This window comes from Pseudomonas mosselii (assembly GCF_003205295.1).
Classification (GTDB): Bacteria; Pseudomonadota; Gammaproteobacteria; order Pseudomonadales; family Pseudomonadaceae; genus Aquipseudomonas; species Aquipseudomonas mosselii_B.
In genome coordinates, this window is the sequence record NZ_QJRP01000009.1 from 149,040 (window position 1) to 172,415 (window position 23,376).

Here is a 23,376-nt window from a genome sequence, read left to right on the forward strand (position 1 = left end):
CTGATGAACAAACTGCAAATCCACGACCTGCACAAAAGCTACGGCAACCACCAGGTGCTCAAGGGCGTTTCGCTGCAGGCCGACGCCGGTGATGTGATCAGCATCATCGGCTCCAGCGGCTCGGGCAAGAGCACCTTCCTGCGCTGCATCAACCTGCTCGAGCAACCCAATGCCGGGCAGATCCTGGTCAACGGCGAACAGCTCAAGCTGCGCGAATGCGCACGCGGCGGGCTGCGCGCTGCAGACCCGCGCCAGCTGCAGCGCCTGCGCGCGCGGCTGAGCATGGTCTTCCAGCACTTCAACCTGTGGTCGCACATGAGCGCCCTGGAAAACGTCATGGAAGCCCCGGTGCACGTGCTCGGCATGAACCGCAAGGAGGCCCGGGACAAGGCCGAGCACTACCTGGCCAAGGTCGGTGTCGGCCATCGCCGCGACGCCTACCCGGCGCACATGTCCGGTGGCGAGCAGCAACGGGTGGCCATTGCCCGGGCGCTGGCCATGGAGCCCGAGGTGATGCTGTTCGACGAGCCGACCTCGGCGCTCGACCCGGAACTGGTGGGCGAGGTGCTCAAGGTCATGCAGGACCTGGCCCAGGAGGGCCGCACCATGGTCGTGGTCACCCACGAAATGGGCTTCGCCCGCGAGGTGTCCAACCAGTTGCTGTTCCTCCACCAGGGCCAGGCCGAGGAGCGCGGCGACCCACGCGAAGTGCTGGCCCGGCCGCAGTCCGAACGCCTGCGCCAGTTCCTCGCCGGCAGCCTGAAGTAAGCGCCAGGGCGCTCTGCGGCACCGCCGCCGGGCGCCTTGGGATACACTACCGGCAACTTTCAGGGAGCGTCGCGCCGGATGTCGAGCCATACCAAGAACACCACCGTCTACGCCTCTGCGGTCATGCTCAAGCTATCGCAGAGCCTGAGCGAACTGCCGCCGTCCCTGCGCAAGGTCGCCGACTACATCCTGCGCCATCCGCTGAAGGCCGCGACCCTGACCATCGAGGAGATGGCCCAGGCCACCGCCACCTCGCCGGCCGCGGTCAACCGCCTGGCCAAGGCCCTGGACCTGGGCGGCTACAGCGGCATGAAGGCCGAGCTGGTGGCGACCCTGCAACAGATGGTCTCGCCGGTGGACAAGCTGCGCAACGAACTGGCCCAGCGCCCGGGGGGCGACTTCGGCCTGCATGAACAGATCCAGAGCGCCACCAGCAACCTGGCGACCACCGCCAGCAACAACCAGGCCGACGCTTTCGAGGCATTCGTCAGTTGCCTGCTCGAGGCGCGCAAGGTCTATGTGCTGGGGTTCGGCAACAGTGTCTACCTGGCCGGGCTGGCCGCCTCGACCCTGGTGCCGTTCTGCAAGGACGCCTGCGCCATCAGCATGGAAGGCGGCAACGAGAACGCTGCCTACCGCCTGGCCGCGATCACCGAACAGGATGTGCTGCTGGCCATCGCCCTGCCGCGCTACTCCCAGGACACCCTGCAGCTGTCGCGCTTCGCCCATGAGCGCAAGGCCACCGTGCTGGCCATCACCGACTCCCCGGCCTCGCCGCTGGCGCCGCTGGCCCGTCACGTGCTGTATGCCCCCGCCGACCATCCGGTGCTGACCAGTTCCAACATCGCCGTGCTGGCATTGATCGAAGGCCTGGTGGCCGGGGTCATGGCGCGCAACAAGGAGGCGGTGAAACTGGCCACCGAGCTCACCGAAAGCGTGATGTCGTATCTGCATGTGCCGGGTGACAAGTTCACCAGAAAGTAGGTGCGCCAGACAGCTGGATAGATCACCGTGAATCTACTCCGCTCCCCCTGAGCAGCCTTCGGCACTCAATCGGGGCAGCAGGTAATCCAGCAACGCCCGTACCTTGGGCAATCCCTCTCGCTTTTTCAGCCAGACCAGATTCATCGGCAACCCTTGTGAGGTGAGCTGCGGCAAGACCTCGACCAGCGTGCCACACTCGATATGCGTTCGGGTCAGCCAAGTCGGCAGTTGGCCGATGCCCAGGCCCGCCAGGACCGCGCCGAGCATGCCTTCGCCATCGCCAATGGCCAGGTGTGGCTGGACGATCCGCTGCCTGATCTCGCCCGGCAACCCACCGCCCAGATACCATGGCGTGACCAGACCTGCGGCCTCGCCATAGCCGATGCACAGGTGGTGCTCCAGGGCCTGCTCGTCCTGTGGCGTGCCACGCAGCGCCAGGTAGTCGGGCGAGGCGCAGAACGCCAGGCGCTGGGCACCGAAGTATTGGTGCCCCAGGGCCGCGGGCCAGGCTTGCGCACCGCCGATGCGCACGAGGATGTCCACGCCCTCCTGCACCGGGTCGATGTAGCGGTCGGAAAACGACACATGCGGTTGCAACCGCGGATGCGCCCGGGTGAACGCCACGATCAGCGGCAGCACATGCAGTCGGCCAAAGGCGGCCGGCAGGTCGATGCGTACCTTGCCGTGGGGGGCGTCGCTCTCGGCGAAGATGGCCTGCTCGGCCTCTTCCAGATCGGCCAGCACGCCGGTGCAGGTCTTGTAGAACAGCGCGCCCGCCTCGGTCAGCGACAGCCTGCGGGTGGTGCGGTTGAACAATCGCGCGCCCAGGCGCGCCTCCAGCCGCGCCACACTCTTGCTCACCGCCGAGCCACTGAGGCTCAGGCGCTCGGCGGCGGCGCTGAAACTGCCCATTTCGGCCACCGCGACGAAGACGTCGATTCCCTTCAACCGTTCGGATGCGTACATCAGCCACTCCATTGATGACGAAAATTCCACTACATGCGGAATTTATCGCCCAGATCAATCCTGGGTTCTCCAATAGGCTACGGCAAAAAGCAAGGTGGGCCCAAGCGTCTACCTGCCCCCTTCACCTGCCCAGGGACCTGGACCATGACCATTGAAACGCAACCTGCACAGCACACGGATACCGGCCGCTTGCTACCGGTGGCCACCGCGGTGTTCCTCGGCCTGATGACCATGGGCATGCCGCTGGCCAGCGTGCCGCTGTGGGTCCATGGGCAGTTGGGCTACGGGATGCTCATGGTGGGGTGCGTCATGGGCGTCGAGTCGCTGGCCACCCTGCTCACCCGTCATTTCGCCGGGACCGCCGCCGATCGCCGCGGCCCGAAACGAGCAGTGGTCCTGGGCCTGCTGGGCAGCGTGGTCTCCGGCCTCTGCTACCTGGTGGCCGCGCAACTGCAGGATGCCCCTGCGGCCAGCCTGGGGGCCATCATCGCCGGGCGGATCGCCATGGGGTTTGCCCAGAGCCTGCTGTTTACCGGTGGCAGTACCTGGCCGATCGCCCTGTTCGGCGCAGAGCAGGCCGGCAAGGCGCTGTCCTGGATCGGCATCGCCATGTTCGCCGGCATCGCCTGCGGCGCGGCGTTGGCGGCGCAGCTGGGTGAAGTCGTAAGCTTTGCCTGGGTGTCGGCGGTGACGGCGATCATTCCGCTGCTCGGCCTGCTCGTTGCACTGCGCACGCCGGCGGCCCGCCTCGTCCACGCTTCGGGCGCGTCGATGCCCCTGGCGGCGCTGCTGGCCCGGATCTGGCGCCCCGGCCTGGTGTTCGCGCTGGCAACCGTTGGCTATGTATCGGTCTCGTCGTTCATCACCCTCACCTACGCGCACCATCAGTGGAACGGCGCCGGCTATGCCCTCGCCGCGTTCGGCGCAGGTTACGTCTGCGCCCGCCTGTTGCTCGGCGCTCGGGTGGACAGCACCTCGGGGCCGGGCATGGCCTTGTCGATGCTGGCCATCGAAGCCATCGGCCAGTTGCTGCTGTGGCTGGCGGCGAGCCCCGCCCAGGCGATGCTGGGGGCGGCACTGAGCGGCTTCGGCGTGTCGATGATCTATCCCTTGCTGGCACTGGTGGCGCTGCGTGCGGTGCCAGTGCACAGCCTGGGACTGGCCATCGGTTTCTATGACGCCTGCTTCGATATTTCCATCAGCCTGACGGCACCGCTGGCCGGTCTGCTCGCCCGCCAGCAGGAAGTGCCCGTGGTGTTCCTGATCGGCGCGCTGGCCTCGCTGGTGGCGATGCTGGCCGTGCTTTACGCCTATCGTCACGTGGTCGATGGTCCCCGGGGCAGTTGCTCGCGCAACCACCCGGCTTGAACCCTCTACTGCCACTCGCTGGACAGATCGGGAGACATTACACCCCCAGGCCGCGATATCGGTGGAGAAACGGATTTACCCATGACGCGCCCGGCTTCGCGGGAAACCCGCTTCTACAGATCTGCGCCGTTCAGTCCTTGAGCTTCGCCGCCAACTGCCGGACCCGCTCGAGATCGGCCCTGGCCACCTTGGCCAGGCCGGTGCCGTAGTCCGCATCCGCCTTGTAGAAGAACGACAGCATGATGTAGCGGCTTTCCTCGTCCGCCGTCGCCAGGGCCTGGCCGAGGCTGTTGATCAGGTCGGTCTGGTCCTTCTTGCCGTAGGAACGGAACAGCTCGCCCGCCTGTTTGAAATTCTGCTCGCGCTGGATCTTCGCCTGCTGGGTACTGCCGGCCAGCGCTGTCTGCACATAACGCGCGTCGGCCTGCTCGTCACGCGGTTGGCGGCGGCTCGGCTGGTAGTTCACGCCGCTGTCGGTGTGCCCGGCGTTCATCGCGCCATCCTGGTTGACGGTGTTGACCTCGGCACGCGGGCGGTTCACCGGCAGGCTCAGGCCATTGGCGCCGACCCGGTACATCTGGGTATCGGCGTAGGCGAACAGGCGCCCCTGGAGCAGACGGTCCTCGGAGGGCTCGATACCCGGTACCAGGTTCGACGGTGCCATGGCCACCTGCTCGGTCTCCTGGAAGAAGTTGTCGACATTGCGCTCGAGTACCATCTGGCCGATCTTGCGCTCCGGCACGTCAGGCCAGATCTTGGTCGCGTCCAGCGGGTCGAAGTCGAACTTCGCCAGCTCCTCAGGCTTGAGCACCTGGATGTACAGGTCCCATTTCGGCAGCTTGCCCTGGCTGATCGCGCTGACCAGGTCGTGGGTCATATGGCTATAGTCGCGGCCCTGGACCTGGGCGACCTGTTTCGGGTCGAGGTTCTTCTGCCCTTGCAGGCTCTTCCAGTGGAACTTCACGTAGTGCACCTGGCCCTTGGCGTTGACCAGCTTGTAGGCGTGCACGCTGTTGCCGTCCATCTCACGGTAGCTGGCCGGCGTGCCTTCGTTGGAGTACAGCAGGGTCAAGGTGCGGGTGGCTTCCGGTACATGGGAGAAGAAATCGAAGCGGCGCGAATCGTCATCGAGGTTGCTGCGCGGGTCCGGCTTGAAGGCGTGGACCATGTCCGGGAACTTGATCGCGTCGCGAATGAAGAAAGTCGGGAAATTGTTGCCGACCAGGTCCCAGTTGCCGTCGGCGGTGTAGAACTTGGTGGCAAAGCCGCGCGGGTCACGCAGGGTTTCCGGCGAGTGATTGCCGTGCACCACCGAGGAAAAGCGCACGAACACCGGGGTCTTCTCGCCGGGGCGGAACACCTTGGCCATGCTCAGGTCGCTGATGTCGGCACTGGCGGTGAACTGGCCATGGGCGCCGGTGCCGCGGGCGTGCACCACGCGCTCGGGGATGCGTTCACGGTCGAAACGCTGCAGCTTCTGCAGCAGCTGCACGTCCTGCAGCAGCACCGAGCCGTTGGGGCCGGCGGTTTGCGAGTTCTGGTTGTCGCCCACCGGCGCGCCGTTGTCACGGGTCAGGGTGGCGCCCTGCACGGACAGCGACAGCAGACTGGCGGCGAGACTGCCCGCCACCAGCAGGCGACCGGGTTGGAACAGCTTGAGCAAAGGGATCATGGGTACTCCTAAGGGTTCTTTTCAGGCGTCTTGATGCGCCTCGAAAAGGGTAAGTAGCCCGTGACCGATCCCTAAATTGATCCTGCTCATCAGTGCAATTGGTAATTTTAATCCTGTTTTTTATTCATGAATGTTATAGGAAGGCCCAGGTGTCACTAGAAGTCCACCTTGCCGCGCCCCGCCTTGATCGTGCCGCGCCTGGACTTCGAGTCGAGGCGGCGGGTCTTTGAACCGAGGGTCGGCTTGGTCGGCCGGCGCTTCTTCTCGACCTTGCCGGCACCGATGATCAGCTCGGCCAGACGTTCCAGTGCGTCCATGCGGTTCTGCTCCTGGGTGCGGTACTGCTGGGCCTTGATGATCACCACGCCGTCGGCGGTGATGCGACTGTCGCGCAATGCCAGCAGCCGCTCCTTGTAGAACGCGGGCAGCGACGAGGCCGGTATGTCGAAGCGCAGGTGCACGGCGCTGGAGACCTTGTTGACGTTCTGCCCCCCGGCGCCCTGGGCGCGGATGTAGGTCAGTTCGATCTCGGCATCCGGCAGATGCACGTTGTTGGAGATGCTCAGCATGGTGCGCCTCTTGTGATAGCGCGGCCATTATCGCATCTCCTTGGCGCCCTGGGGTGTCAGGCCTGCGCCATGCGCCGCCGGTACTGCCTGGCGCGCACGGCGTCGGTGCATTGCTGGCGCAGCAGCGCCCACCAGGGCGCCACCTGCGGATCGGGCGCCTTGGCTTCGCTCAGCCTGCGCAGCTGGAACTTGACCATGGCCATGTTGCCCAGCGAGGCCAGCGCCTTGTTCTTCCAGGTGATCGGGCGCAGTTCCGGCACCGCCTCCTCCCCCGCCTGCCAGTCACGGGGCAAGGCCGGTGCGATGGCCAGGGCGGTGCCGATGCCGACCATCTCGACGCCGCTCTGCACCACTTGCTCGGCGACCGGTCGACGGCGGATGCCGCCGGTGACCATCACCGGCATCTTCGCCACCGTGCGGATGTCCCGGGCGAACTCCAGGAAGTACGCTTCGCGCGCCAGCGTGCGGCCATCCCGGGCCTGGCCCTGCATCGCCGGGGCCTCGTAGCTGCCACCGGACAGTTCCACCAGGTCGACCGCCAGCTCATTGAGCAGGCGCACCACCTGCCGGGCATCGTCAGCGCTGAAGCCGCCGCGCTGGAAGTCCGCCGAGTTGAGCTTGACCGCCACGGCGAAACCGGGCGACACCGCTGCGCGCACCGCCTTGACCACCTCCAGCAGCAGTCGCGCACGATTTTCCAAGGTGCCGCCCCACTGGTCGGTGCGCTGGTTGCTCAGGGGCGAAAGGAACTGGCTGAGCAGGTAGCCATGGGCCGCGTGGATTTCCACCCCACTGAAGCCCGCCTGCTCCCCCAGCCGCGCGGTGTTGGCGAAGCGCCGGATCACATCATCGATCACCTCGTGGGTCATCGCCCGCGGGGTGGAGAAATGCCTGGACATGTTGCCCAGGTCCAACGCCACGGCCGAGGGGGCCCAGGTTTCCTGCCCGAGGCTCGCGGGCATCTGCCGGCCGGGGTGGTTGATCTGCAGCCAGAACTGCGCCCCCTTCGCGCGGCCGATGGCGGCCCACTGGCGAAAGCGCTCAAGGTGCCGGTCATCCTCCAGCACCACGCCGCCGGGTCCGGTCATGGCGCGCTGGTCGACCATGACGTTGCCGCTGATGAGCAGACCGGCGCCGCCCTGCGCCCAGGTCTGGTACAGGCGCATCAGCCGATCCGAAGGTGCATGGTCGGCATCGGCCATGTTTTCCTCCATGGCGGCCTTGGCGATGCGGTTGGGGACGACCGCGCCATTGGGCAGGGTCAGGGAGGAGAACACGTCCATCGGCAATACCTCGAAAAAGTGGCGTGCCGCAGACGTTAGCCTTGAAGTCAGCTTTAAGGTCAAGCCCTGGGTTGGCGAAAATTTGATCATTGACTCTCAAGTTGGGTTGAACGTTAGGGTGGTTGCGCAGCGACTGCCCCTACGTCATCCACCCCGGAGATACCGCCCCGTGAAACTCGCAAGCGCAACCGCCTTGGCCGGCGCCCTGCTGATGCCCGCCACCCACGCCGCCAATGGCCTCCCTGAACACGCCGAAACCACGCAGATCGACATCGCCGGGCTCTCGGTGCCGGTGCTCAAGGGCGGGCTGTACGACCGTTACCGTTCCAACCCGCCGCTGGCCGTGATCCAGGCCGAGGCACCGGGCATCGACCTGAGCTGGTTCAAGGGCCTGGAGAAGACCCGGGTCGACATGGGCTTTACCTCCTATTCACCAAACTTCTACTACAGCAACAGCCGCTTCACCGCCGTCTACACCGCCGACCTCGACCGCCTGCGCGCCCTGATGCCCGCCGCAGTGCTCGAGCAGGTGCAACCGTTGCAGGTCTGGCCGGGCCGCGGGCTGGTGGCGTTTACCGCCTACACCTACGACTACTGCGACAACGACAGCTACAACGAGATCGCCCTGTCGATCATCACCAGCAAGCCCGGCAAGGCGAATCTCGGGCCCTTCTCCCTGGTCGGCCAGTCGATGGCCAAGGACTTCTGGGGTTATGTGCTCAAGCTGCCGGTCAATACCGAGCTGGCGCGGGTGCGCGGCGTGGTGGGCTACAACCTGCCCAAGTGGCTCACCGCGATCGACCGCCGCGAGGATGCGCGGGCGGTGACCTACGACATCGGCGATGCGCAGAGCGGCAAGGTGGATGTGATCTTCAGGGCGAAGAAGCTCGAGGGGCTGTCCGATGAGCCGGGCCTGGTGACCAACAGTTTCACCAACCTCGACCACAAGGGGCAGCTGGCCTACGGCTACGCCACCTCGCGCCAGACCCAGCACGCCTCGAGCATGAGCCAGGATTCGGCGCAGCTGGTGCTGGGGGATGGCGAGCTGTCGCGCTATATCCGCGATCTGCAGCTGGGGCGGATGGTCAAGTACGAGTATGTGCCTGCGTTCCAGAGCGCGCTGTATGCGCCCCGGCCGCTGGCGGCGCTGGCCGCGGGCGAATGAGAGACCCTGTGGGAGTGGCCTTGCGTCGCGAAAGGGGCGCGAAGCGGCCCCAGATTTCGAGCCACCATCGAAATTGCCAGGGTTGCTGCGCAGCCCTTTCGCGACGCAAGGCCGCTCCCACAGGGGCCAGTTTCCTGCGCAACAACGCGGTCCGAAGGGCTGGGTGATTTCCTACAAGTCAGTGGCCCGCCGCGCCTTGCCCTGGGCAAGCTCCTCGCGAAGCCGCTCCAGCACCCGTTGCGAGTTGTCCACGCAGGGCATGCCCTCGGGCTTGTTTTCGATCCCCTCGATCACCAGCAGCAACTGCGCCTTGTTGCGCGCCAGGCGCTCCTGCAGCTGCTCGATCTCCTCGACCTTGCGCTTGAGCCCGCCGAGCAGTTCGTCATGCTGCCAGCCCTTGGCCTTGGCCGGCAGCAACTGGCGAATTTCCTCCAGCGAAAATCCCGCAGCCTGGGCGTTGGTGATCATTTCCAGCACCCACACCGCGTCGGCGTCATAGTCGCGGTAGCCGTTGGCCTTGCGTTCTACCGAGGTGATCAGCCCGCTGGCCTCGTAGAAACGGATGCGCGACGCGGCCAGCCCGGTCAGTCTGGCCAACTCTCCTATTCTCATGCGGCACCTTTGAAATTGCATTGACCTTCAAGCGCACTTTAATCCTAGAGTTGTCCGGTGGCCAAGTGAACTGTCACCGGCCTGCCCGCTCCACACCCTAGAAACAGGAGACGCGAAATGGGATACGTCACAAGCAAAGACGGTGTCGAGATCTTCTACAAAGATTGGGGACCACGTAATGCCCAGGTGATCTTCTTCCACCACGGCTGGCCGCTGAGCGCCGATGACTGGGATGCCCAGCTGCTGTTCTTCGTCGCCGAGGGCTTTCGCGTGGTCGCCCATGACCGCCGTGGCCACGGCCGCTCGAGCCAGGTCTGGGACGGCCACGACATGGACCACTACGCCGACGATGTGGCCGCCGTGGTCAAGCACCTGGGCGTCGAGGGGGCTATCCATGTCGGCCACTCCACCGGGGGCGGCGAGGTGATCCATTACATGGCCCGCCATCCCGAAGACAAGGTGCCCAAGGCCGCGATCATTGCCGCGGTTCCACCGTTGATGGTCAAGACCGACAGCAACCCCGGCGGGCTGCCCAAGTCGGTGTTCGATGATCTGCAGGCCCAGCTCAAGGCCAACCGGGCGCAGTTCTACCACGACATTCCGGCGGGACCGTTCTACGGCTACAACCGCCCCGGGGCCAAACCGGACCAGGGGGTGATCCTCAATTGGTGGCGCCAGGGCATGATGGGCGGCGCCCAGGCGCACTATGACGGCATCGTCGCGTTCTCCCAGACCGACTTCACCGAGTCGCTGAAAAAGGTAACGGTGCCGGTGCTGGTCATGCATGGCGACGACGACCAGATCGTGCCCTACGACAATTCGGGGCCACTGTCGGCCAAGTTGCTGGCCAAGGGCACCCTGAAGACCTACAAGGGCTACCCCCATGGCATGCCTACCACCCACGCCGACGTGATCAACAAGGATCTGCTGGCATTCTTCCGCGCCTAACCCTACCGGCCAACGGCCGACGTCGATCCCGACGTCGGCTCTTGCCCGAATGAACCTGTCCCGCCTTCCGACGCTCTGAGCTTTTAACCCCCAAGGCCAAGGTGCGCCATGGAGCTCATCGTCGCCCGCCCCGAAGGGCTGTACTGCCCACCCGGTGATTTCTACATCGACCCGTGGCGCCCGGTCGACAGGGCAGTCATCACCCATGCCCACGGCGACCATGCCCGCCGCGGCAATCGGCATTACCTTGCGGCAGCGCCCGGCGCGGGCATCCTGCGCACCCGCCTGGGCGAAGACATCGACCTGCAGACCCTGCCCTACGGCGCTCGCCTGGATCACCATGGCGTGACCCTGAGCCTGCATCCGGCCGGCCACGTGCTCGGCTCGGCCCAGGTACGCCTGGAGTACCGGGGCGAAGTGTGGGTCGCCTCGGGCGACTACAAGGTCGAAGCGGACGGTACCTGCGAAGCCTTCGAACCGGTGCGTTGCCACACCTTCATCAGCGAATCGACCTTCGGCCTGCCGATCTACCGCTGGCAAGCCCAGGCCTGCATTTTCGCCGACATCGACGCCTGGTGGCGCGCCAATGCCGCCGCCGGGCGTCCGAGCGTGCTGTTCGCCTACGCCTTCGGCAAGGCCCAGCGGATCCTCCACGGCATCGATGCCGGTATTGGCCCGCTGCTTGTGCATGGCGCGGTGGAGCCGCTGAACCAGGTCTACCGCGCCGCCGGTGTGCGCCTGCCCGAAACCCTGCCCGCCACGGCGACCGCCAAGGGCGATCCATTGCTGCGCCAGGCGCTGGTCCTCGCCCCGCCCTCGGCGGGGGGCAGCACCTGGATGCGCCGCTTCGGCGACTACAGCGACGCCTTCGCCAGCGGCTGGATGCTGCTGCGCGGGGCGCGACGCCGGCGCGGCGTCGATCGCGGCTTCGTGCTTTCCGACCACGCCGACTGGCCCGGCCTGCTCTGGGCCATCGAGCAGAGCGGTGCCGAGCGGGTGATGGTCACTCACGGTCAGGTCAATGTGCTGGTTCGCTACCTGACCGAGCGCGGCCTGGATGCCCGAGCCTTCCAGACCGAGTACGGCGAGGAAGATGACAGCCTGGAGCCAAGCGCCTGATGAGAGCCTTCGCCGAACTCTACGCCCGGCTCGATGCCACCACCTCGAGCAATGCCAAGCTCGCCGCGCTGCAAGAGTATCTGGCCGCCGCACCACCAGACGATGCCGCCTGGGCGGTGTACTTCCTCGCTGGCGGGCGCCCCCGCCAGGTGGTGCCGACCCGTGTGCTGCGCGACCTGGCGATCCGCCTGTGCGGCCTGCCCGAGTGGTTGTTCGAGGAGAGCTACCAGGCCGTCGGCGATTTCGCCGAAACCCTTTCGCTGTTGCTGCCAGAGTCGACCCAGGTCGCGGATGAAAGTTTGCAGTGGTGGCTTGAGCAACTGCTGCCGTTGCGCGGCCTGCCCCCCGAGGAACTCGCGCCGCGCCTGCAGGCGCTGTGGACGCGGCTCGACCGGCAAAGCCTGATGGTCAGCCTCAAGCTGCTCACCGGTGGTTTTCGCGTCGGTGTCTCGAAGCTGCTGGTGACCCGCGCCCTGGCCACGTTGGCCGGGGTCGACGCCAAGCGCGTGGCGCAGCGCATGGTCGGCTACACCGACCTTGCGTACCAGCCGACGCCCCAGCGCTACCTGACGTTGATCGCCCCGGAATCGGCTGAGGAACATGCCCAGCGCGGCGGCCAGCCCTACCCGTTTTTCCTGGCGCACCCGCTGCAGGAGCCGCTCGAGCGCTTCGACGCGGTGCTCGGGCCGCCCCAGGAGTGGCTGGTGGAATGGAAGTGGGACGGCATCCGCGCCCAGCTGGTGAAACGCGAGGGGCGTGCCTGGCTGTGGTCGCGGGGCGAGGAGCTGATCACCGAGCGCTTCCCCGAGCTTGCGCAACTTGCCGCCGCGCTGCCCGACGGCACCGTGCTCGATGGCGAGCTGGTGATCTGGAAGGCGCCATCCGACAGCGGCGAACAGGCATTCGGCGTCCAGCCGTTCGCCCTGCTGCAACAACGCATCGGGCGCAAGACCTTGGGCAAGAAGCTGCTGGAAACCTTGCCCGCAGCGCTGCTGGCCTACGACCTGCTGGAGTGGCAAGGCGAAGACTGGCGCAGCCGCAGCCAGGACCTGCGTCGGGCACGGCTTGAGGCGCTGGTCGATAGCATCGGCGATGCGCACCTGCGCCTGTCGCCGCGCGTGACCGGCGACGACTGGCAGGCGCTCGCCCGCCAGCGCGAGGCCTCGCGCCAGCTGGGTGTGGAGGGCATGATGCTCAAGCGCCGTGACTCGCTGTACGGCGTGGGCCGTACCCGTGACCTGGGGCTGTGGTGGAAATGGAAGATCGACCCGCTCAGCATCGACGCGGTGTTGATCTATGCCCAGCGCGGCCATGGCCGACGTGCCAGCCTGTACAGCGACTACACCTTTGCGGTATGGGACGACAGTGCCCTCGGCGAGCGGGTGCTGGTGCCCTTCGCCAAGGCCTACTCCGGCCTCACCGACGAAGAGATGCGCAAGGTCGACGCCATCGTGCGCAGGACCACAGTGGACAAGTTCGGTCCGGTACGCAGCGTCACCCCGACCCTGGTGTTCGAACTGGGTTTCGAAGGTATCGCCCTGTCCAAGCGCCACAAGAGCGGCATCGCGGTGCGTTTTCCGCGCATGCTGCGCTGGCGCACCGACAAGACCATCGAGCAGGCCGACACGCTGGCCACCTTGCAGGGGCTGCTGTGACGGTCAAGCGCCGCCAGCCTTCCAGCCGCTGGTTCGCCGAGCGCGGCTGGAAGCCGTTCACCTTCCAGAAGGCCGTCTGGCAAGCCGTGGCCGATGGCGAATCGGGGCTGCTGCACGCCGCCACCGGCGCCGGCAAGACCTATGCCGTGTGGTTCGCCGCGTTGGATTGCTTCGCCGGGCAGTTTGCCCCCCTGCCCACGCCCGCACGTCGCGGCAAGCCTGCCATGGCGCCGCTGACCGTGCTGTGGATCACCCCCATGCGCGCCCTGGCCGCCGACACGGCCAGGGCATTGCAGGCGACCCTGGATGACCTGGGGATCGCCTGGAGCATCGGCCTGCGTACCGGCGACACTGGCAGCGCCGAGCGCGCCCGCCAGGCGCGGCGCCTGCCCAGCGCTCTGGTGACCACGCCGGAAAGCCTGACCCTGCTGCTGACCCAGGCCAATGCGCGCGAGGCGTTCGCCGGCCTGCGCATGCTGGTGGTGGACGAATGGCACGAGTTGCTCGGCAACAAACGAGGCGTGCAGTTGCAACTGGCCCTCGCCCGCCTGCGCCGCTGGCAGCCGTCGCTGCTGGTCTGGGCGCTTTCGGCCACGCTGGGCAACCTGGGCCATGCCAAGCAAGTGCTGATGCCGGCGGGCCGCCTGGTGCAGGGGCACGACGCCAAGGACCTGCGCATCGACACCTTGCTGCCGGCCACCCTCGAGCGCTTCCCTTGGGCCGGGCACCTGGGGCTGCGCATGCTCGGGCAGGTCGTCGAGCAGTTGGAGGGCAGCCCTGCCACGCTGGTGTTCACCAACACCCGCTCGCAGGCGGAAACCTGGTACCAGGCGCTGCTCGAGGCGCGGCCCGACTGGGCCGGGCTGCTGGCGTTGCACCACGGCTCGCTGTCACGCGAGGTGCGCGACTGGGTGGAACTGGCCTTGAAGAAAGGCCAGTTGAAAGCGGTGGTGTGCACCTCAAGCCTGGACCTGGGCGTGGACTTCCTGCCCGTGGAGCGGGTGCTGCAGATCGGTTCGGCCAAGGGGGTCGCCCGCCTGATGCAACGCGCCGGACGCTCCGGCCATGCGCCGGGCCGCCCTTCGCGGGCAACGCTGGTGCCGACCCATGGCCTGGAGCTGCTGGAGGCTGCCGCCGTGCGCACGGCGGTGGCCGAAGGCAAGGTCGAGGCGCGCCAGGCGCCCGAGCGGCCGCTGGATGTGCTGGTCCAGCACCTGGTGAGCATGGCCCTTGGCGATGGCTCCCTGGCCCAGGACATGCTCGCCGAGGTGCGCAGCGCCTGGTCGTACCGCGACCTGTCCGACGGCCAATGGCAATGGGCCCTGGCGTTCATCCGCCACGGCGGTCTCTCGCTCACGGCCTACCCCGATTTCCGCCGCGCCGAGCCGGATGCCGAAGGCCGCTGGCGGGTGCCCGACGCACGCCTGGCGCGGCGTCACCGCATGAGTATCGGCACCATCGTCAGCGATGCCAGCCTCACTGTGAAGTTCTGGGGCCGCGGTGGCAGCGGCTCGCTGGGCACCGTCGAGGAGGGCTTCATCGCCCGCCTGCGCCCGGGCGACCATTTTCTGTTCGGCGGCCGCACCCTGGAGCTGGTGGAAGTGCGTGAGATGTGCGTCTACGTGCGCCGCGCCAGCGGCAGCAAGGCCGCCATCCCGCGCTGGAATGGCGGGCGCATGCCGCTCAGCGGCGAACTCGCCGAGGCGCTGCTGGAGCAGCTGGATGCCGCGGACCAGGGCCACTACCACAGCCCGGAGATACGCCTGTTGCGCCCGCTGCTGACCGTGCAGCAAGCCTGGTCGGCGCTGCCCGGCAAATGCACATTGCTGGCCGAGACGCTGAAGTCCCGTGAAGGCTGGCACCTGTTCCTCTACCCCTTCGCTGGTCGCTCGGTGCACCTGGGCCTCGCCAGCCTGCTGGCCTGGCGCCTGGCGCGGGAGACGCCGCGCAGCTTCTCCATCGCGGTCAACGACTATGGCCTGGAGCTGCTCTGTGCGAGCCCGGTCGACTACCCCGGCGCCCTCACCCCAGCCCTGTTCGACAGCGACGATCTGTTGCCCGAGGTGCTCGCCAGCCTTAATGCCAGCGAGCTGGCGCGGCGGCGCTTTCGCGAGATCGCCCGGATCGCCGGGCTGGTGTTCACCGGCTATCCCGGTGCGCCCAAGAGCACACGCCAGTTGCAGGCCTCCAGCGGGCTGTATTTCGACGTGTTCCAGCAGCACGACCCCGACAACCTGTTGCTCACGCAGGCGCGCCAGGAGGTGCTGAGCCAGGAGCTCGACGTGCAGCGCCTGCGCCAGACCTTGCAGCGCCTGCAGACGCTGCGCCTGGACGTGCGCGTGATCAGGCGCGCCACGCCGTTTGCCTTTCCCCTGCTGGTGGAGCGCTTTCGCGAAAGCCTCAGTTCGGAGAAACTCGCCGACCGGATCCGGCGCATGGTCGCCGACCTGGAACAGGCCGCAGGGCCAGGTGGCAACGACACGCCTGTGACAACAGTGTGGGTCGAGGACGACAACCGCGAGCCGGGCAGCGCGCGCCGAACGCGGCGTACCAAGAACGGGCGGCCGCGCCCGGCGCGGCAGCGGCCGTGACCATGAAGGGCATGCCCAGCGTCCCCCTGGCACACCAGGTGGTATGGGTGGCCGGCACCCAGCTCTGCTTGCTGGCGCAGAAGGCCCTGTGGTGGCCCGAGCGCCATACCTTGCTGGTCGCCGACCTCCATCTGGGCAAGGCGGCTGGCTACCGGGCATTGGGCCAACCGGTGCCCAGCGGCACCACCTCCTGCAACCTGCAACGTCTGGATGCGCTGCTGAACAGTCTTGCCTGTCAACAGCTGGTGTTCCTCGGCGACTTCCTGCACAGCGCCCAAGGCAGGACCCCACAGACCCTGGCGACCCTGGCCGAGTGGCGCGCGCGCAATGCGGCGCTGCCCATCACTCTGGTACGCGGCAACCATGACCGCCATGCCGGTGACCCTCCGCCCGCACTGGGATTCGAGGTGGTGGCCGAGCCTTTGCTGCTCGGCCCGTTCGCCCTGCACCACGAACCCTGCGCGCACCCTGGCCGGCATGTGCTGGCGGGGCATGTGCATCCGGCGTACCGCTTGCGCGGCCGTGGTCGCCAGCAGGTGCGTCTGCCCTGTTTCATGGTTTCAGAACACCTGACCCTGTTGCCATCGTTCGGCAGCTTCACCGGGGCGATGACACTGCAGGCGAGTGCGGGTCAGCGGGTATTCGTCATGGGTGACGGTGGGATCTGGGAAGTGCCCACGTAATGCGTGTTATCGAACAATATTTCTAAATATATTTACACATTTTCTACAATTACTCACATCGTCGCATTCGCCATTAAAATTCTTTCACCAAAACCCTGCAAAGCGGCATAAACAGTTAATTGCATTAATTGCCCACCCGCCAGACAATTACTCACCACCCCGGCCGCAAAGGCCTGGCCCAGAGGTGGCACACTTATAAGCCTGCACTGGCGCACAGCACCTTCTTATTAAATAAGGCTGATACGTGCCGACCTGAACTTGCTCAGCGTTCAAACTTTTACGCAACTTTCACATCCGTCAGAACGGATCGAACACGGGCAAACTACTTGCCGAGGAAACCTATGAATACCCCCGCCATCCATACGCCCACCGCCCCTCAACCGTCCCAGGAGCGTATTCTGCTGACCGGCGCTACAGGTTTTCTCGGTGGCGCCGTCGCCGCCCAGATAATCACCGAAGGGCATGCCGAGGCCCTGTGCTTTCTCGTTCGCGCCGATAACCCGGCGCAGGGCCTGCAGCGCCTGCGTGACAACCTGCGCCAGCACGGTGTCGACGACAGCCAGTGCCAGGCACTGAACGAAGCGCAGATCCTCTGCGGCGACTTTCTCGACACCACCTGGCTGGCCCGCGAGACCCCACGGCTGATGCAGATCGACCGGGTGATCAACTGCGCCGCCGTGGCGTCATTCTCGAAGAACCCCAACATCTGGCCGGTGAACGTCGAGGGCACCTTTGCCTTTGCCCAGGTGCTGAGCCGCTCCACGCGCCTGAAGCGCTTCCTGCACGTGGGCACCGCCATGTGCTGCGGCCCGCAGCGGGAGTCGCCGATCAGCGAATCCTGGGAATTCCCCGAGGCGGCCCAGCAACTGGTGGACTACACCGCCTCGAAGGCAGAGATTGAGCGACGCCTGCGTGAAGAGCTGCCCGCCCTGCCCCTGGTGGTGGCGCGGCCGTCCATCGTGGTCGGCCACCGCAGCCTGGGTTGCCAGGCGTCGGGCAGCATCTTCTGGGTGTTCCGCATGGGCTTCGCCCTGGAAAGCTTCACCTGCGGCCTGGACGAACAGATCGACGTGATCCCGGTGGACTATTGTGCCGAGGCGCTGATCGGCCTGGCCCTCAAGCCGCGCCTGGGCCATGACCTGTACCACATCTCCGCTGGCCATGGTTCGGCCTGCACCTTCGCCGAGATCGACGAGGCCTTCGCCCTGGCCAATGGCGCGCAACCGGTGGGCGAGCGCTACCGCAAGGTCGATGTCGACGACCTGAAGTCGCTGGCCAGCAGTTTCGAAACCCGCATCGGGCCGGCCAACCCACGCCTGGTGCTGCGCGCACTGCGCCTGTACAGCGGCTTCGCCGACCTCAACTACCTGTTCGACAACAGCCGGTTGCTGGAAGAAGGCATCGCCGTGCCGCCACGCTTCACCGACTACCTGGACGTGTGTGTCAGGTCGTCCAGTGGTGTGAGCATCGCCACGCAGATGCAGTGGGATTTCAAGTAAGCGCCATTTGCCGCGCCTACAGGAAAGCAGCAACAGAGGGTAATTTACTTAACATATTCATGAGCGCATGATCACCACTTCTCCTGTGGAGGTCATGCTGCCGCCGTATGCCTACGGTGTTGGACGCGATGGACAACTTGGCAGCCTGAAGCAAAACCCTGGCAGCCCCAGGCAAGACACCTACCTGTCGTTAGGTGCTCAATGCCTGCAACCGCCAGCGCTTGTGCAAGCCCTGCTGTCCAACAATTCCAACTGTCCAGGCTGCGCCATGATCAACATCGAAACGCCCACGTACTACACCGCCACCAAGAAATACAACCTGAGCTTCCCCACCCTGGAAAGCGACATCGACGCCGATGTGGTGGTGATCGGCGGCGGCTTCTCGGGCATCAACACCGCCCTGGAACTGGCCGAGAAAGGCATCACCAACGTCGTCGTGCTCGAAGCCCGCTATCTGGGCTTCGGCGGCACCGGCCGCAATGGCGGACAGATCATGGCCGGCATCGGCCACGACCTGGAGAAGATCAAGGGCAGCGTCGGCGAGAAAGGCCTGCGCGAGATCTTCGAGATCAGCGAACTGGGCGCCGGCATCATCAAGGAACGCATCGCCCGCTACCAGATCGACGCCGACTTCTGTCACGGCTACGGCTACATGGGCTTCAACGCTCGCCAGGAGAAGACCCTACGCGCCTGGGAAAAGGACTTCAAGGCAATCAACGGCAAGGACGAGATCCGCTTCCTCGGCGGCTCGCAGGTCAAGCAGATCATCGGCTCCGACGCCTACAGCAGCGCCCTGCTGCACATGGGCGGCGGCCACGTGCATTCGCTGAACCTGCTGCTCGGCGAGGCCCAGGCCCTGGTCGGCCACGGCGCACGGATCTTCGAGCACAGCCCGGCTCTGGAGGTGCACTACGGCGAGCGGATCACCGTGCGTACCGGACGCGGCTCGGTCAAGGCCAGCAAGTTGCTGTGGGCCTGTGACAGCTTCCTCAACAAGCTCGAACCCGAGCTGCATGCGCGCACCGTCAACACCTACGCCTTCCAGTTGATGACCGAACCGCTGTCGGATGAGCTCATCCAGCGCATCAGCCCGATCCGCGGCGCCTACAGCGACATCCGCCCGGTGATCGACTACTACCGCGTCACCCGCGAGAACCGCCTGCTGTTCGGCGCCGCCACCCCTTTCGTGGAGCACATCCCGAAGGACCTGAAGGCCTGGAACCGCAACCTGATGCTGAAGATCTTCCCGTACCTCAAAGAGGTGCGCATCGACCTGGCCTGGGGTGGGCCGATGGCCACCAGCGCCAACCTGTTCCCGCAGATCGGCACCCTGAGCAATCGCCCCAATGCCTTCTACGTCCAAGGTTATTCAGGTTTCGGCGTCACTCCCAGCCACATCATCTGCAAGATCCTCGCCGAAGGCATGAGCGAAGGCTCCAGCCGCTACGACCTGATCAGCTCGGTCAAGCATGCGCGCATCCTCGGCAAGGACCATATCCGCCCGCTGCTGCTGACCGCCGGCAAGACCGTGCACCAGCTGTCGGGCTTCTTCAACGGCCGCCGTTGATTCCTTTTGAACAAGACCAGGAGAACCACCATGACCCTCACCGCCGTCCGCCAGGGTGTGCAACTGTCCGAACTCGACGCCTGGGGCACCGTTGCCGACCTCGGCTCGACCATCCTCGAAGGCGAGGTCAAGTGCTACGGCAAGATGACCCACGGCGCCCCCACCGACCCGGTCAGCAGCGCCTACTTCGGCACCACCCAGGGCAAGTTCCGCATGGTCTATCCGTTCAGTGAGCAGGCGGTGATCGTGACCGGCGAGATCCAGCTGACCGATGAATCCACCGGTCAGGTGACGCGCTACAAGGCGGGCGATGCCTGGTTCGTGACCAAGGGCACGCCGGTGCTGTGGGAGGTGCTGAGCGAGACCTTTGTGAAGCACTACCTGGCGATCGCCTGACGAAACGCCCCCGTGGGAGCGGCGGTGCGCCGATGCGACTTGCCCCGCGATAGCGTGCGCCGGCACATCCTCGCCTGGCAAACGGACGCTATCGCGGGGCAAGTCGCATCGGCGCACCGCCGCTCCCACGTCCATGTCCTGTTTCCTCGCATCCCACCACTTCACGCTGATCAACGCCCTGGCCCCGGCGCTGCAACGCCTGGCCCAGGAACAGCGGCGGTAAGCGCGCCAAGTCTGAATACATCATCGCCCAGCCATCAACGCCATGGCCCGGAAATCCTTCGGCGACTGCTCGAAGTGCTTCTTGAATGCCCGGCTGAAATGCGCCGAGTCGGTGAACCCCCACTTGTAGGCGATCGAGGTGATCGACTCGCGCTTGAGGAACGGGTTGGACAGGTCGTCCGCGCTGCGCTTCAGGCGTGAGCGCTGGATGTAGCGGCAGACGCTGTCGCCCTCCTCCTCGAACAGGCGGTACAGGTGGCGTACCGAGATGCTCAGGCGTTCGGCCAGGTTGGCCGGGGTCAGGCCCGGCTGGCCCAGCGATTCGTCGATGACCTTCTGCACGTAGCCGCGCAGGCTGGCGCCGCTGAGCCCGGCAAGCGACCCGGGATTGTCGTCGCCGCGCTCGAAACCCGGCTCCAGCAAGGCGATGAACGCCGCCTGCAATGCCTCGCCCTGGGTTTCCCCGGCCTCGTCGCCCTCGCGGCACAACTGGTCCATCAGCAGGTGCAGCATGCGCCCGCAGGCGTTGGTCGAGGAGATTTTGCCGAAGGTCGCGCCCTGCCCGGTCACGTGCTTGCGCACCTGCTCGCGGGACAGCGACAGCGAGACATGCTCGATCAGGCCGAACGGGGTGATTTCGCACGGGCCCACCGAGTCCATCAGCAGCAACTCGCCCGGTGACAGCTGGATGCTCACGCCGTCCTGGGTGATCTGCGAGTAGCCCATGCGTTGACTGACCAGGAAGCAATGCTGGTCGTCGTCGCGGTCGGGGTTGTCGCCCAGGCGGCGGATAGTGCCGGCGTTGGTGCGCAGGTTGGCCAGGGCCAGGCCGGCGCGGTTGTAGGTCGAGATCTCGCCGATGAACAGCGAGCGGTTGAAGGCCAGTTCGGTCTGGAACCGGCCGCAGACCTTCTGCATGGCCGTGGTCCAGCGCTCCAGGCCGTCCAAGGCGGGTCTGGCGTTGCACTGAGTGACGGGCTGGGGCATGGCAACCTCCACACGCGGGCGTTGTTGTTATGCGCTAATTGTTAACATGTTATCAATGAGCGTACAACTGTCATTATTTGCCGGTGTTGGCAGCAGGTTCCGTGCCAGGTGACTTGAGCAAGACATGAGGCCGCTCCCACAGGCGGATGCGATCGTCTGTGGGAGCGGCCTTGTGTCGCGACCCTCGATCTATAGGTCGCGCAGCATCAGTTGCAGCGCATCGAAAGCTCGCCAGAGATGCTTGCGCTGCTCAATGTCGAGGGGGATGTAGCGGCGAAACGCGGGCACCCGATTGACCACCTCGCTGGCGCCCATATGCTCCAGGGTTACCCGCCACTGACCGTCGCGGCACTCGATGGCCAGGCGCTTGAAATCCAGCGGCATCAACACAGCCTGAACATGCCCGAGGCGCTCGTGCAGCACTTTGAACAGCACCTGATCGCCTCCCCGCAGACGGCATGCCAGCCCCGTTCGGCGCAACGCCCCGGTATGATGCAGTTCCACCCGCACCGTGCCCTGCCCCAAGGCAGGCAACTGCAGGATGAACTCGCACAGCACCAGATGCATCAGCAGATGACTCTCGGTGCGCTCGCGCACTTCGATCCGAGGGCCATCCTCGCGGTAGGTAAACGATGCTGCGGATTGCAAATCCGTCAATCCCAGGTTTCGCCACACCCGCTGCAAGGTCGCCCCAGGCCGGTATCCAGCCGGAGCACGCGGCCCGGTCAGGCGTTCAAGCCAGCTTGCCGACATGCTGCACCTGCTCGTTGTGAGAATGACCGGGCTCGGCGGCGAACTCCTTCTCCAGCACGTCCTCGACCCGCGCCGGGCGGAACGGGTTGACCTTCTGCACGCACAGCGTCCAGAACAGCGCGTAGGCCGCGGTGGCGCCGAGCATCACGGCGAACGGCACGTAGACATCGGCCGGGTTCATGCCCGGCGGGGTGATGAACCACATGCCCAGCAGGATACCGATGCTGGAGACGATCTGCGGCAGCGGGAACAACGGCGAACGGTAGGCGCGCGGCAGGTCCGGCCGGCGGATGCGCAGGATCACTACCGACAGGGTCACCAGCAGGTACGCGGTGCTCCAGGCGCACACCGCCGCCAGCACCAGGTGCAGGATATTGTCGGTGTTGCCGCCCAGGTACCAGGCGTGCAGGCACGGGATCAGCGCCACCACCAGGATGCACAGCAACGGCGTCTTGAAGCGCGGGTGCAGGTAGGTGAACACCTTGGGCAGCGCCCCGTCCACCGCCATGCCGTAGAGAATCCGCGGCACCCCGGCCATCAACGTGTTGATGGTGGCGGCGCCGGCGAACAGGAAACCGATGCCCAGCCACACCGGGCCGATATCGCCCATCACCTGCTCGGCGAAACGCGGGATGGCCATGGGTGTGTCCAGCAGGTGCACGCCGCTGGCGGCATCGAGCACGACGTTCTCCACCTGGCGTTTCATCGCCGCGCCGTAGATGAACATGCAGCTGGCCACGCCGAACAGCCCCAGGGCCATGGCCTTGGGCATGACCCAGGCCGAGCGGCGCAACTCCGGCGCCAGCGGGGTGACGAATTCGCAGCCGACGAACATGAACATGGCCATGCCCACCAACGACAGGATGGTCATCAGGTCAGTGCCGACCAGCGACACGCCGAACGGCCCGTCCAGCTCCACGGCGGGCGCTGCGATCAGGCCAAGCACACCGAACACCATCAGCGTGGTCCACATGCCGAAGGTCAGCACCACTTCGGCGCGGCCGAAGGCGCTCACGCCAAAGGCGTTGAGCACGCCGAACACCAACACGAAACCCACGCCCAGCAGCCACGAACCACCGGCCGACTCGGCCAGGGTGTTGAGGTGCTCGAAGTTCACCAGGGCCATGACCCCGGAGAGGATGGTCTCGGCGGTGCCGGCGAACACATGCACGATCAGGTACGCCGACAGGGTACCGGTGATGGCGAAGAAACGGCCCAGGCCGCAGTTGATGTAGTCGTAGACGGAGCCGGTGGTCGGCAGGATCGCCGCCGCCTCGGCGAAGGTGGTCGACTGCGCCAGCATCATCACCGCGGCGATCACCATGGCCACGGCGAAGGCGCTGCCGCCGATGCCGAAGCCCATGGTCGCGGTGAGGATCACGGGGCTGGCCATGATCAGGCCGACGGTGCTGGCCAGCGCGGTGGGGAAGCCGACGCTGCCACGGTTGAGGTGCTCGGTGAGCTTATTGTTGATTGTCATGGGTGGGCCCTGGGTGGACGAGGGAAAGATGACCGCTTGCCCGGCGCGCCGCAAGTGCAGGCGATCGCCGAGTCTTCCCCGTCACTTTG

The 23,376-nt window shown here is 66.0% G+C and carries 20 protein-coding genes; 12 read left to right on the forward strand and 8 right to left on the reverse strand.

All coding sequences use genetic code 11. The features are described from left to right. Nucleotides 1-3: 3 nt before the first annotated feature. Together DMX06_RS11840 and DMX06_RS11845 are read left to right on the forward strand one after the other, a co-directional pair. On the forward strand, nucleotides 4-768 hold the full coding sequence (locus tag DMX06_RS11840; RefSeq protein ID WP_110737211.1) for an ABC transporter ATP-binding protein: 765 nt from the start codon (nucleotides 4-6) through the stop codon (nucleotides 766-768). Between the two features lie 78 nt (nucleotides 769-846). Next, a complete protein-coding gene (locus tag DMX06_RS11845) occupies nucleotides 847-1,752 on the forward strand; it encodes a MurR/RpiR family transcriptional regulator (protein WP_110737214.1) in 906 nt (301 codons plus the stop codon). 33 nt (nucleotides 1,753-1,785) lie between these two features. Here DMX06_RS11845 and DMX06_RS11850 read toward each other — a convergent pair whose 3' ends face one another. Then, a complete protein-coding gene (locus DMX06_RS11850) occupies nucleotides 1,786-2,718 on the reverse strand; it encodes a LysR family transcriptional regulator (protein ID WP_110737216.1) in 933 nt (310 codons plus the stop codon). Between the two features lie 144 nt (nucleotides 2,719-2,862). Between DMX06_RS11850 and DMX06_RS11855 the strand changes: the two genes are divergently transcribed. Further along, nucleotides 2,863-4,086: an MFS transporter gene (locus DMX06_RS11855; protein ID WP_181427813.1), complete on the forward strand. Its 1,224-nt coding sequence runs from the start codon at nucleotides 2,863-2,865 to the stop codon at nucleotides 4,084-4,086. 130 nt (nucleotides 4,087-4,216) lie between these two features. Here DMX06_RS11855 and katB read toward each other — a convergent pair whose 3' ends face one another. The 3 genes from katB to DMX06_RS11870 form a co-directional block, all read right to left on the reverse strand. Continuing rightward, nucleotides 4,217-5,758, reverse strand: a complete 1,542-nt coding sequence (gene katB, locus DMX06_RS11860) for a catalase KatB (protein ID WP_110737221.1) — start codon at nucleotides 5,756-5,758, stop codon at nucleotides 4,217-4,219. Between the two features lie 155 nt (nucleotides 5,759-5,913). Further along, on the reverse strand, nucleotides 5,914-6,327 hold the full coding sequence (gene arfB / locus DMX06_RS11865; protein ID WP_110737223.1) for an alternative ribosome rescue aminoacyl-tRNA hydrolase ArfB: 414 nt from the start codon (nucleotides 6,325-6,327) through the stop codon (nucleotides 5,914-5,916). Between the two features lie 56 nt (nucleotides 6,328-6,383). After that, nucleotides 6,384-7,610, reverse strand: coding sequence for an NADH:flavin oxidoreductase/NADH oxidase family protein (locus DMX06_RS11870; protein ID WP_110737225.1), 1,227 nt, complete (start codon nucleotides 7,608-7,610; stop codon nucleotides 6,384-6,386). A 211-nt stretch (nucleotides 7,611-7,821) separates the two neighbouring features. Here DMX06_RS11870 and DMX06_RS11875 point away from each other — a divergent pair, with 211 nt between their 5' ends. Then, a complete protein-coding gene (locus tag DMX06_RS11875; RefSeq protein WP_110737293.1) occupies nucleotides 7,822-8,775 on the forward strand; it encodes an acetoacetate decarboxylase (ADC) in 954 nt (317 codons plus the stop codon). A 171-nt stretch (nucleotides 8,776-8,946) separates the two neighbouring features. On the opposite strand, the gene DMX06_RS11880 is transcribed toward DMX06_RS11875, so the two are convergent. Beyond that, on the reverse strand, nucleotides 8,947-9,387 hold the full coding sequence (locus DMX06_RS11880; RefSeq protein WP_110737227.1) for a MerR family transcriptional regulator: 441 nt from the start codon (nucleotides 9,385-9,387) through the stop codon (nucleotides 8,947-8,949). Between the two features lie 117 nt (nucleotides 9,388-9,504). Between DMX06_RS11880 and DMX06_RS11885 the strand changes: the two genes are divergently transcribed. The 8 genes from DMX06_RS11885 (at nucleotide 9,505) to DMX06_RS11920 (ending at nucleotide 19,845) form a co-directional block, all read left to right on the forward strand. Next, a complete protein-coding gene (locus tag DMX06_RS11885) occupies nucleotides 9,505-10,335 on the forward strand; it encodes an alpha/beta fold hydrolase (protein WP_110737230.1) in 831 nt (276 codons plus the stop codon). Between the two features lie 108 nt (nucleotides 10,336-10,443). Continuing rightward, a complete protein-coding gene (locus DMX06_RS11890; protein WP_110737232.1) occupies nucleotides 10,444-11,454 on the forward strand; it encodes a ligase-associated DNA damage response exonuclease in 1,011 nt (336 codons plus the stop codon). Beyond that, a complete protein-coding gene (locus DMX06_RS11895; RefSeq protein ID WP_110737234.1) occupies nucleotides 11,454-13,109 on the forward strand; it encodes an ATP-dependent DNA ligase in 1,656 nt (551 codons plus the stop codon). The genes DMX06_RS11890 and DMX06_RS11895 overlap by 1 nt, the downstream gene beginning before the upstream one ends. Next, nucleotides 13,106-15,700: a ligase-associated DNA damage response DEXH box helicase gene (locus DMX06_RS11900; protein ID WP_110737236.1), complete on the forward strand. Its 2,595-nt coding sequence runs from the start codon at nucleotides 13,106-13,108 to the stop codon at nucleotides 15,698-15,700. The genes DMX06_RS11895 and DMX06_RS11900 overlap by 4 nt, the downstream gene beginning before the upstream one ends. 11 nt (nucleotides 15,701-15,711) lie before the next feature. Beyond that, nucleotides 15,712-16,383, forward strand: a complete 672-nt coding sequence (gene pdeM / locus DMX06_RS11905; protein WP_110737296.1) for a ligase-associated DNA damage response endonuclease PdeM — start codon at nucleotides 15,712-15,714, stop codon at nucleotides 16,381-16,383. Nucleotides 16,384-16,724: 341 nt separating this feature from the next. Continuing rightward, on the forward strand, nucleotides 16,725-17,882 hold the full coding sequence (gene cprA / locus DMX06_RS11910) for a cationic peptide resistance protein CprA (protein ID WP_110737238.1): 1,158 nt from the start codon (nucleotides 16,725-16,727) through the stop codon (nucleotides 17,880-17,882). Nucleotides 17,883-18,150: 268 nt separating this feature from the next. Continuing rightward, complete coding sequence (locus tag DMX06_RS11915) at nucleotides 18,151-19,449, forward strand: NAD(P)/FAD-dependent oxidoreductase (RefSeq protein ID WP_110737298.1); 1,299 nt, start codon at nucleotides 18,151-18,153, stop codon at nucleotides 19,447-19,449. Nucleotides 19,450-19,479: 30 nt separating this feature from the next. After that, nucleotides 19,480-19,845: a cupin domain-containing protein gene (locus DMX06_RS11920; protein WP_050705511.1), complete on the forward strand. Its 366-nt coding sequence runs from the start codon at nucleotides 19,480-19,482 to the stop codon at nucleotides 19,843-19,845. Between the two features lie 243 nt (nucleotides 19,846-20,088). Here DMX06_RS11920 and feaR read toward each other — a convergent pair whose 3' ends face one another. The 3 genes from feaR to DMX06_RS11935 form a co-directional block, all read right to left on the reverse strand. Further along, nucleotides 20,089-21,054: a transcriptional regulator FeaR gene (feaR, locus tag DMX06_RS11925; RefSeq protein WP_110737240.1), complete on the reverse strand. Its 966-nt coding sequence runs from the start codon at nucleotides 21,052-21,054 to the stop codon at nucleotides 20,089-20,091. A 189-nt stretch (nucleotides 21,055-21,243) separates the two neighbouring features. Beyond that, a complete protein-coding gene (locus DMX06_RS11930; protein ID WP_110737242.1) occupies nucleotides 21,244-21,807 on the reverse strand; it encodes a DUF3156 family protein in 564 nt (187 codons plus the stop codon). Further along, the gene (locus DMX06_RS11935) at nucleotides 21,788-23,287 is read right to left on the reverse strand and encodes an APC family permease (protein ID WP_110737244.1); all 1,500 of its coding nucleotides are present in this window, start codon (nucleotides 23,285-23,287) and stop codon (nucleotides 21,788-21,790) included. The genes DMX06_RS11930 and DMX06_RS11935 overlap by 20 nt, the downstream gene beginning before the upstream one ends. Nucleotides 23,288-23,376 lie beyond the last annotated feature (89 nt).

Excerpts from the sequence above, each read along its gene's own strand:
- feaR (WP_110737240.1), bottom strand. The coding sequence starts at position 21,054 with ATGCCCCAGCCCGTCACTCAGTGCAACGCCAGACCCGCCTTGGACGGC.
- DMX06_RS11920 (WP_050705511.1), top strand. The coding sequence starts at position 19,480 with ATGACCCTCACCGCCGTCCGCCAGGGTGTGCAACTGTCCGAACTCGAC.
- DMX06_RS11870 (WP_110737225.1), bottom strand. The coding sequence starts at position 7,610 with ATGGACGTGTTCTCCTCCCTGACCCTGCCCAATGGCGCGGTCGTCCCC.
- DMX06_RS11935 (WP_110737244.1), bottom strand. The coding sequence starts at position 23,287 with ATGACAATCAACAATAAGCTCACCGAGCACCTCAACCGTGGCAGCGTC.
- DMX06_RS11845 (WP_110737214.1), top strand. The coding sequence starts at position 847 with ATGTCGAGCCATACCAAGAACACCACCGTCTACGCCTCTGCGGTCATG.
- DMX06_RS11850 (WP_110737216.1), bottom strand. The coding sequence starts at position 2,718 with ATGTACGCATCCGAACGGTTGAAGGGAATCGACGTCTTCGTCGCGGTG.
- DMX06_RS11915 (WP_110737298.1), top strand. The coding sequence starts at position 18,151 with ATGATCAACATCGAAACGCCCACGTACTACACCGCCACCAAGAAATAC.
- cprA (WP_110737238.1), top strand. The coding sequence starts at position 16,725 with ATGAATACCCCCGCCATCCATACGCCCACCGCCCCTCAACCGTCCCAG.
- DMX06_RS11895 (WP_110737234.1), top strand. The coding sequence starts at position 11,454 with ATGAGAGCCTTCGCCGAACTCTACGCCCGGCTCGATGCCACCACCTCG.
- DMX06_RS11875 (WP_110737293.1), top strand. The coding sequence starts at position 7,822 with ATGCCCGCCACCCACGCCGCCAATGGCCTCCCTGAACACGCCGAAACC.
- DMX06_RS11840 (WP_110737211.1), top strand. The coding sequence starts at position 4 with ATGAACAAACTGCAAATCCACGACCTGCACAAAAGCTACGGCAACCAC.
- arfB (WP_110737223.1), bottom strand. The coding sequence starts at position 6,327 with ATGCTGAGCATCTCCAACAACGTGCATCTGCCGGATGCCGAGATCGAA.
- pdeM (WP_110737296.1), top strand. The coding sequence starts at position 15,712 with ATGCCCAGCGTCCCCCTGGCACACCAGGTGGTATGGGTGGCCGGCACC.
- DMX06_RS11855 (WP_181427813.1), top strand. The coding sequence starts at position 2,863 with ATGACCATTGAAACGCAACCTGCACAGCACACGGATACCGGCCGCTTG.
- DMX06_RS11930 (WP_110737242.1), bottom strand. The coding sequence starts at position 21,807 with ATGTCGGCAAGCTGGCTTGAACGCCTGACCGGGCCGCGTGCTCCGGCT.
- katB (WP_110737221.1), bottom strand. The coding sequence starts at position 5,758 with ATGATCCCTTTGCTCAAGCTGTTCCAACCCGGTCGCCTGCTGGTGGCG.
- DMX06_RS11880 (WP_110737227.1), bottom strand. The coding sequence starts at position 9,387 with ATGAGAATAGGAGAGTTGGCCAGACTGACCGGGCTGGCCGCGTCGCGC.
- DMX06_RS11890 (WP_110737232.1), top strand. The coding sequence starts at position 10,444 with ATGGAGCTCATCGTCGCCCGCCCCGAAGGGCTGTACTGCCCACCCGGT.
- DMX06_RS11885 (WP_110737230.1), top strand. The coding sequence starts at position 9,505 with ATGGGATACGTCACAAGCAAAGACGGTGTCGAGATCTTCTACAAAGAT.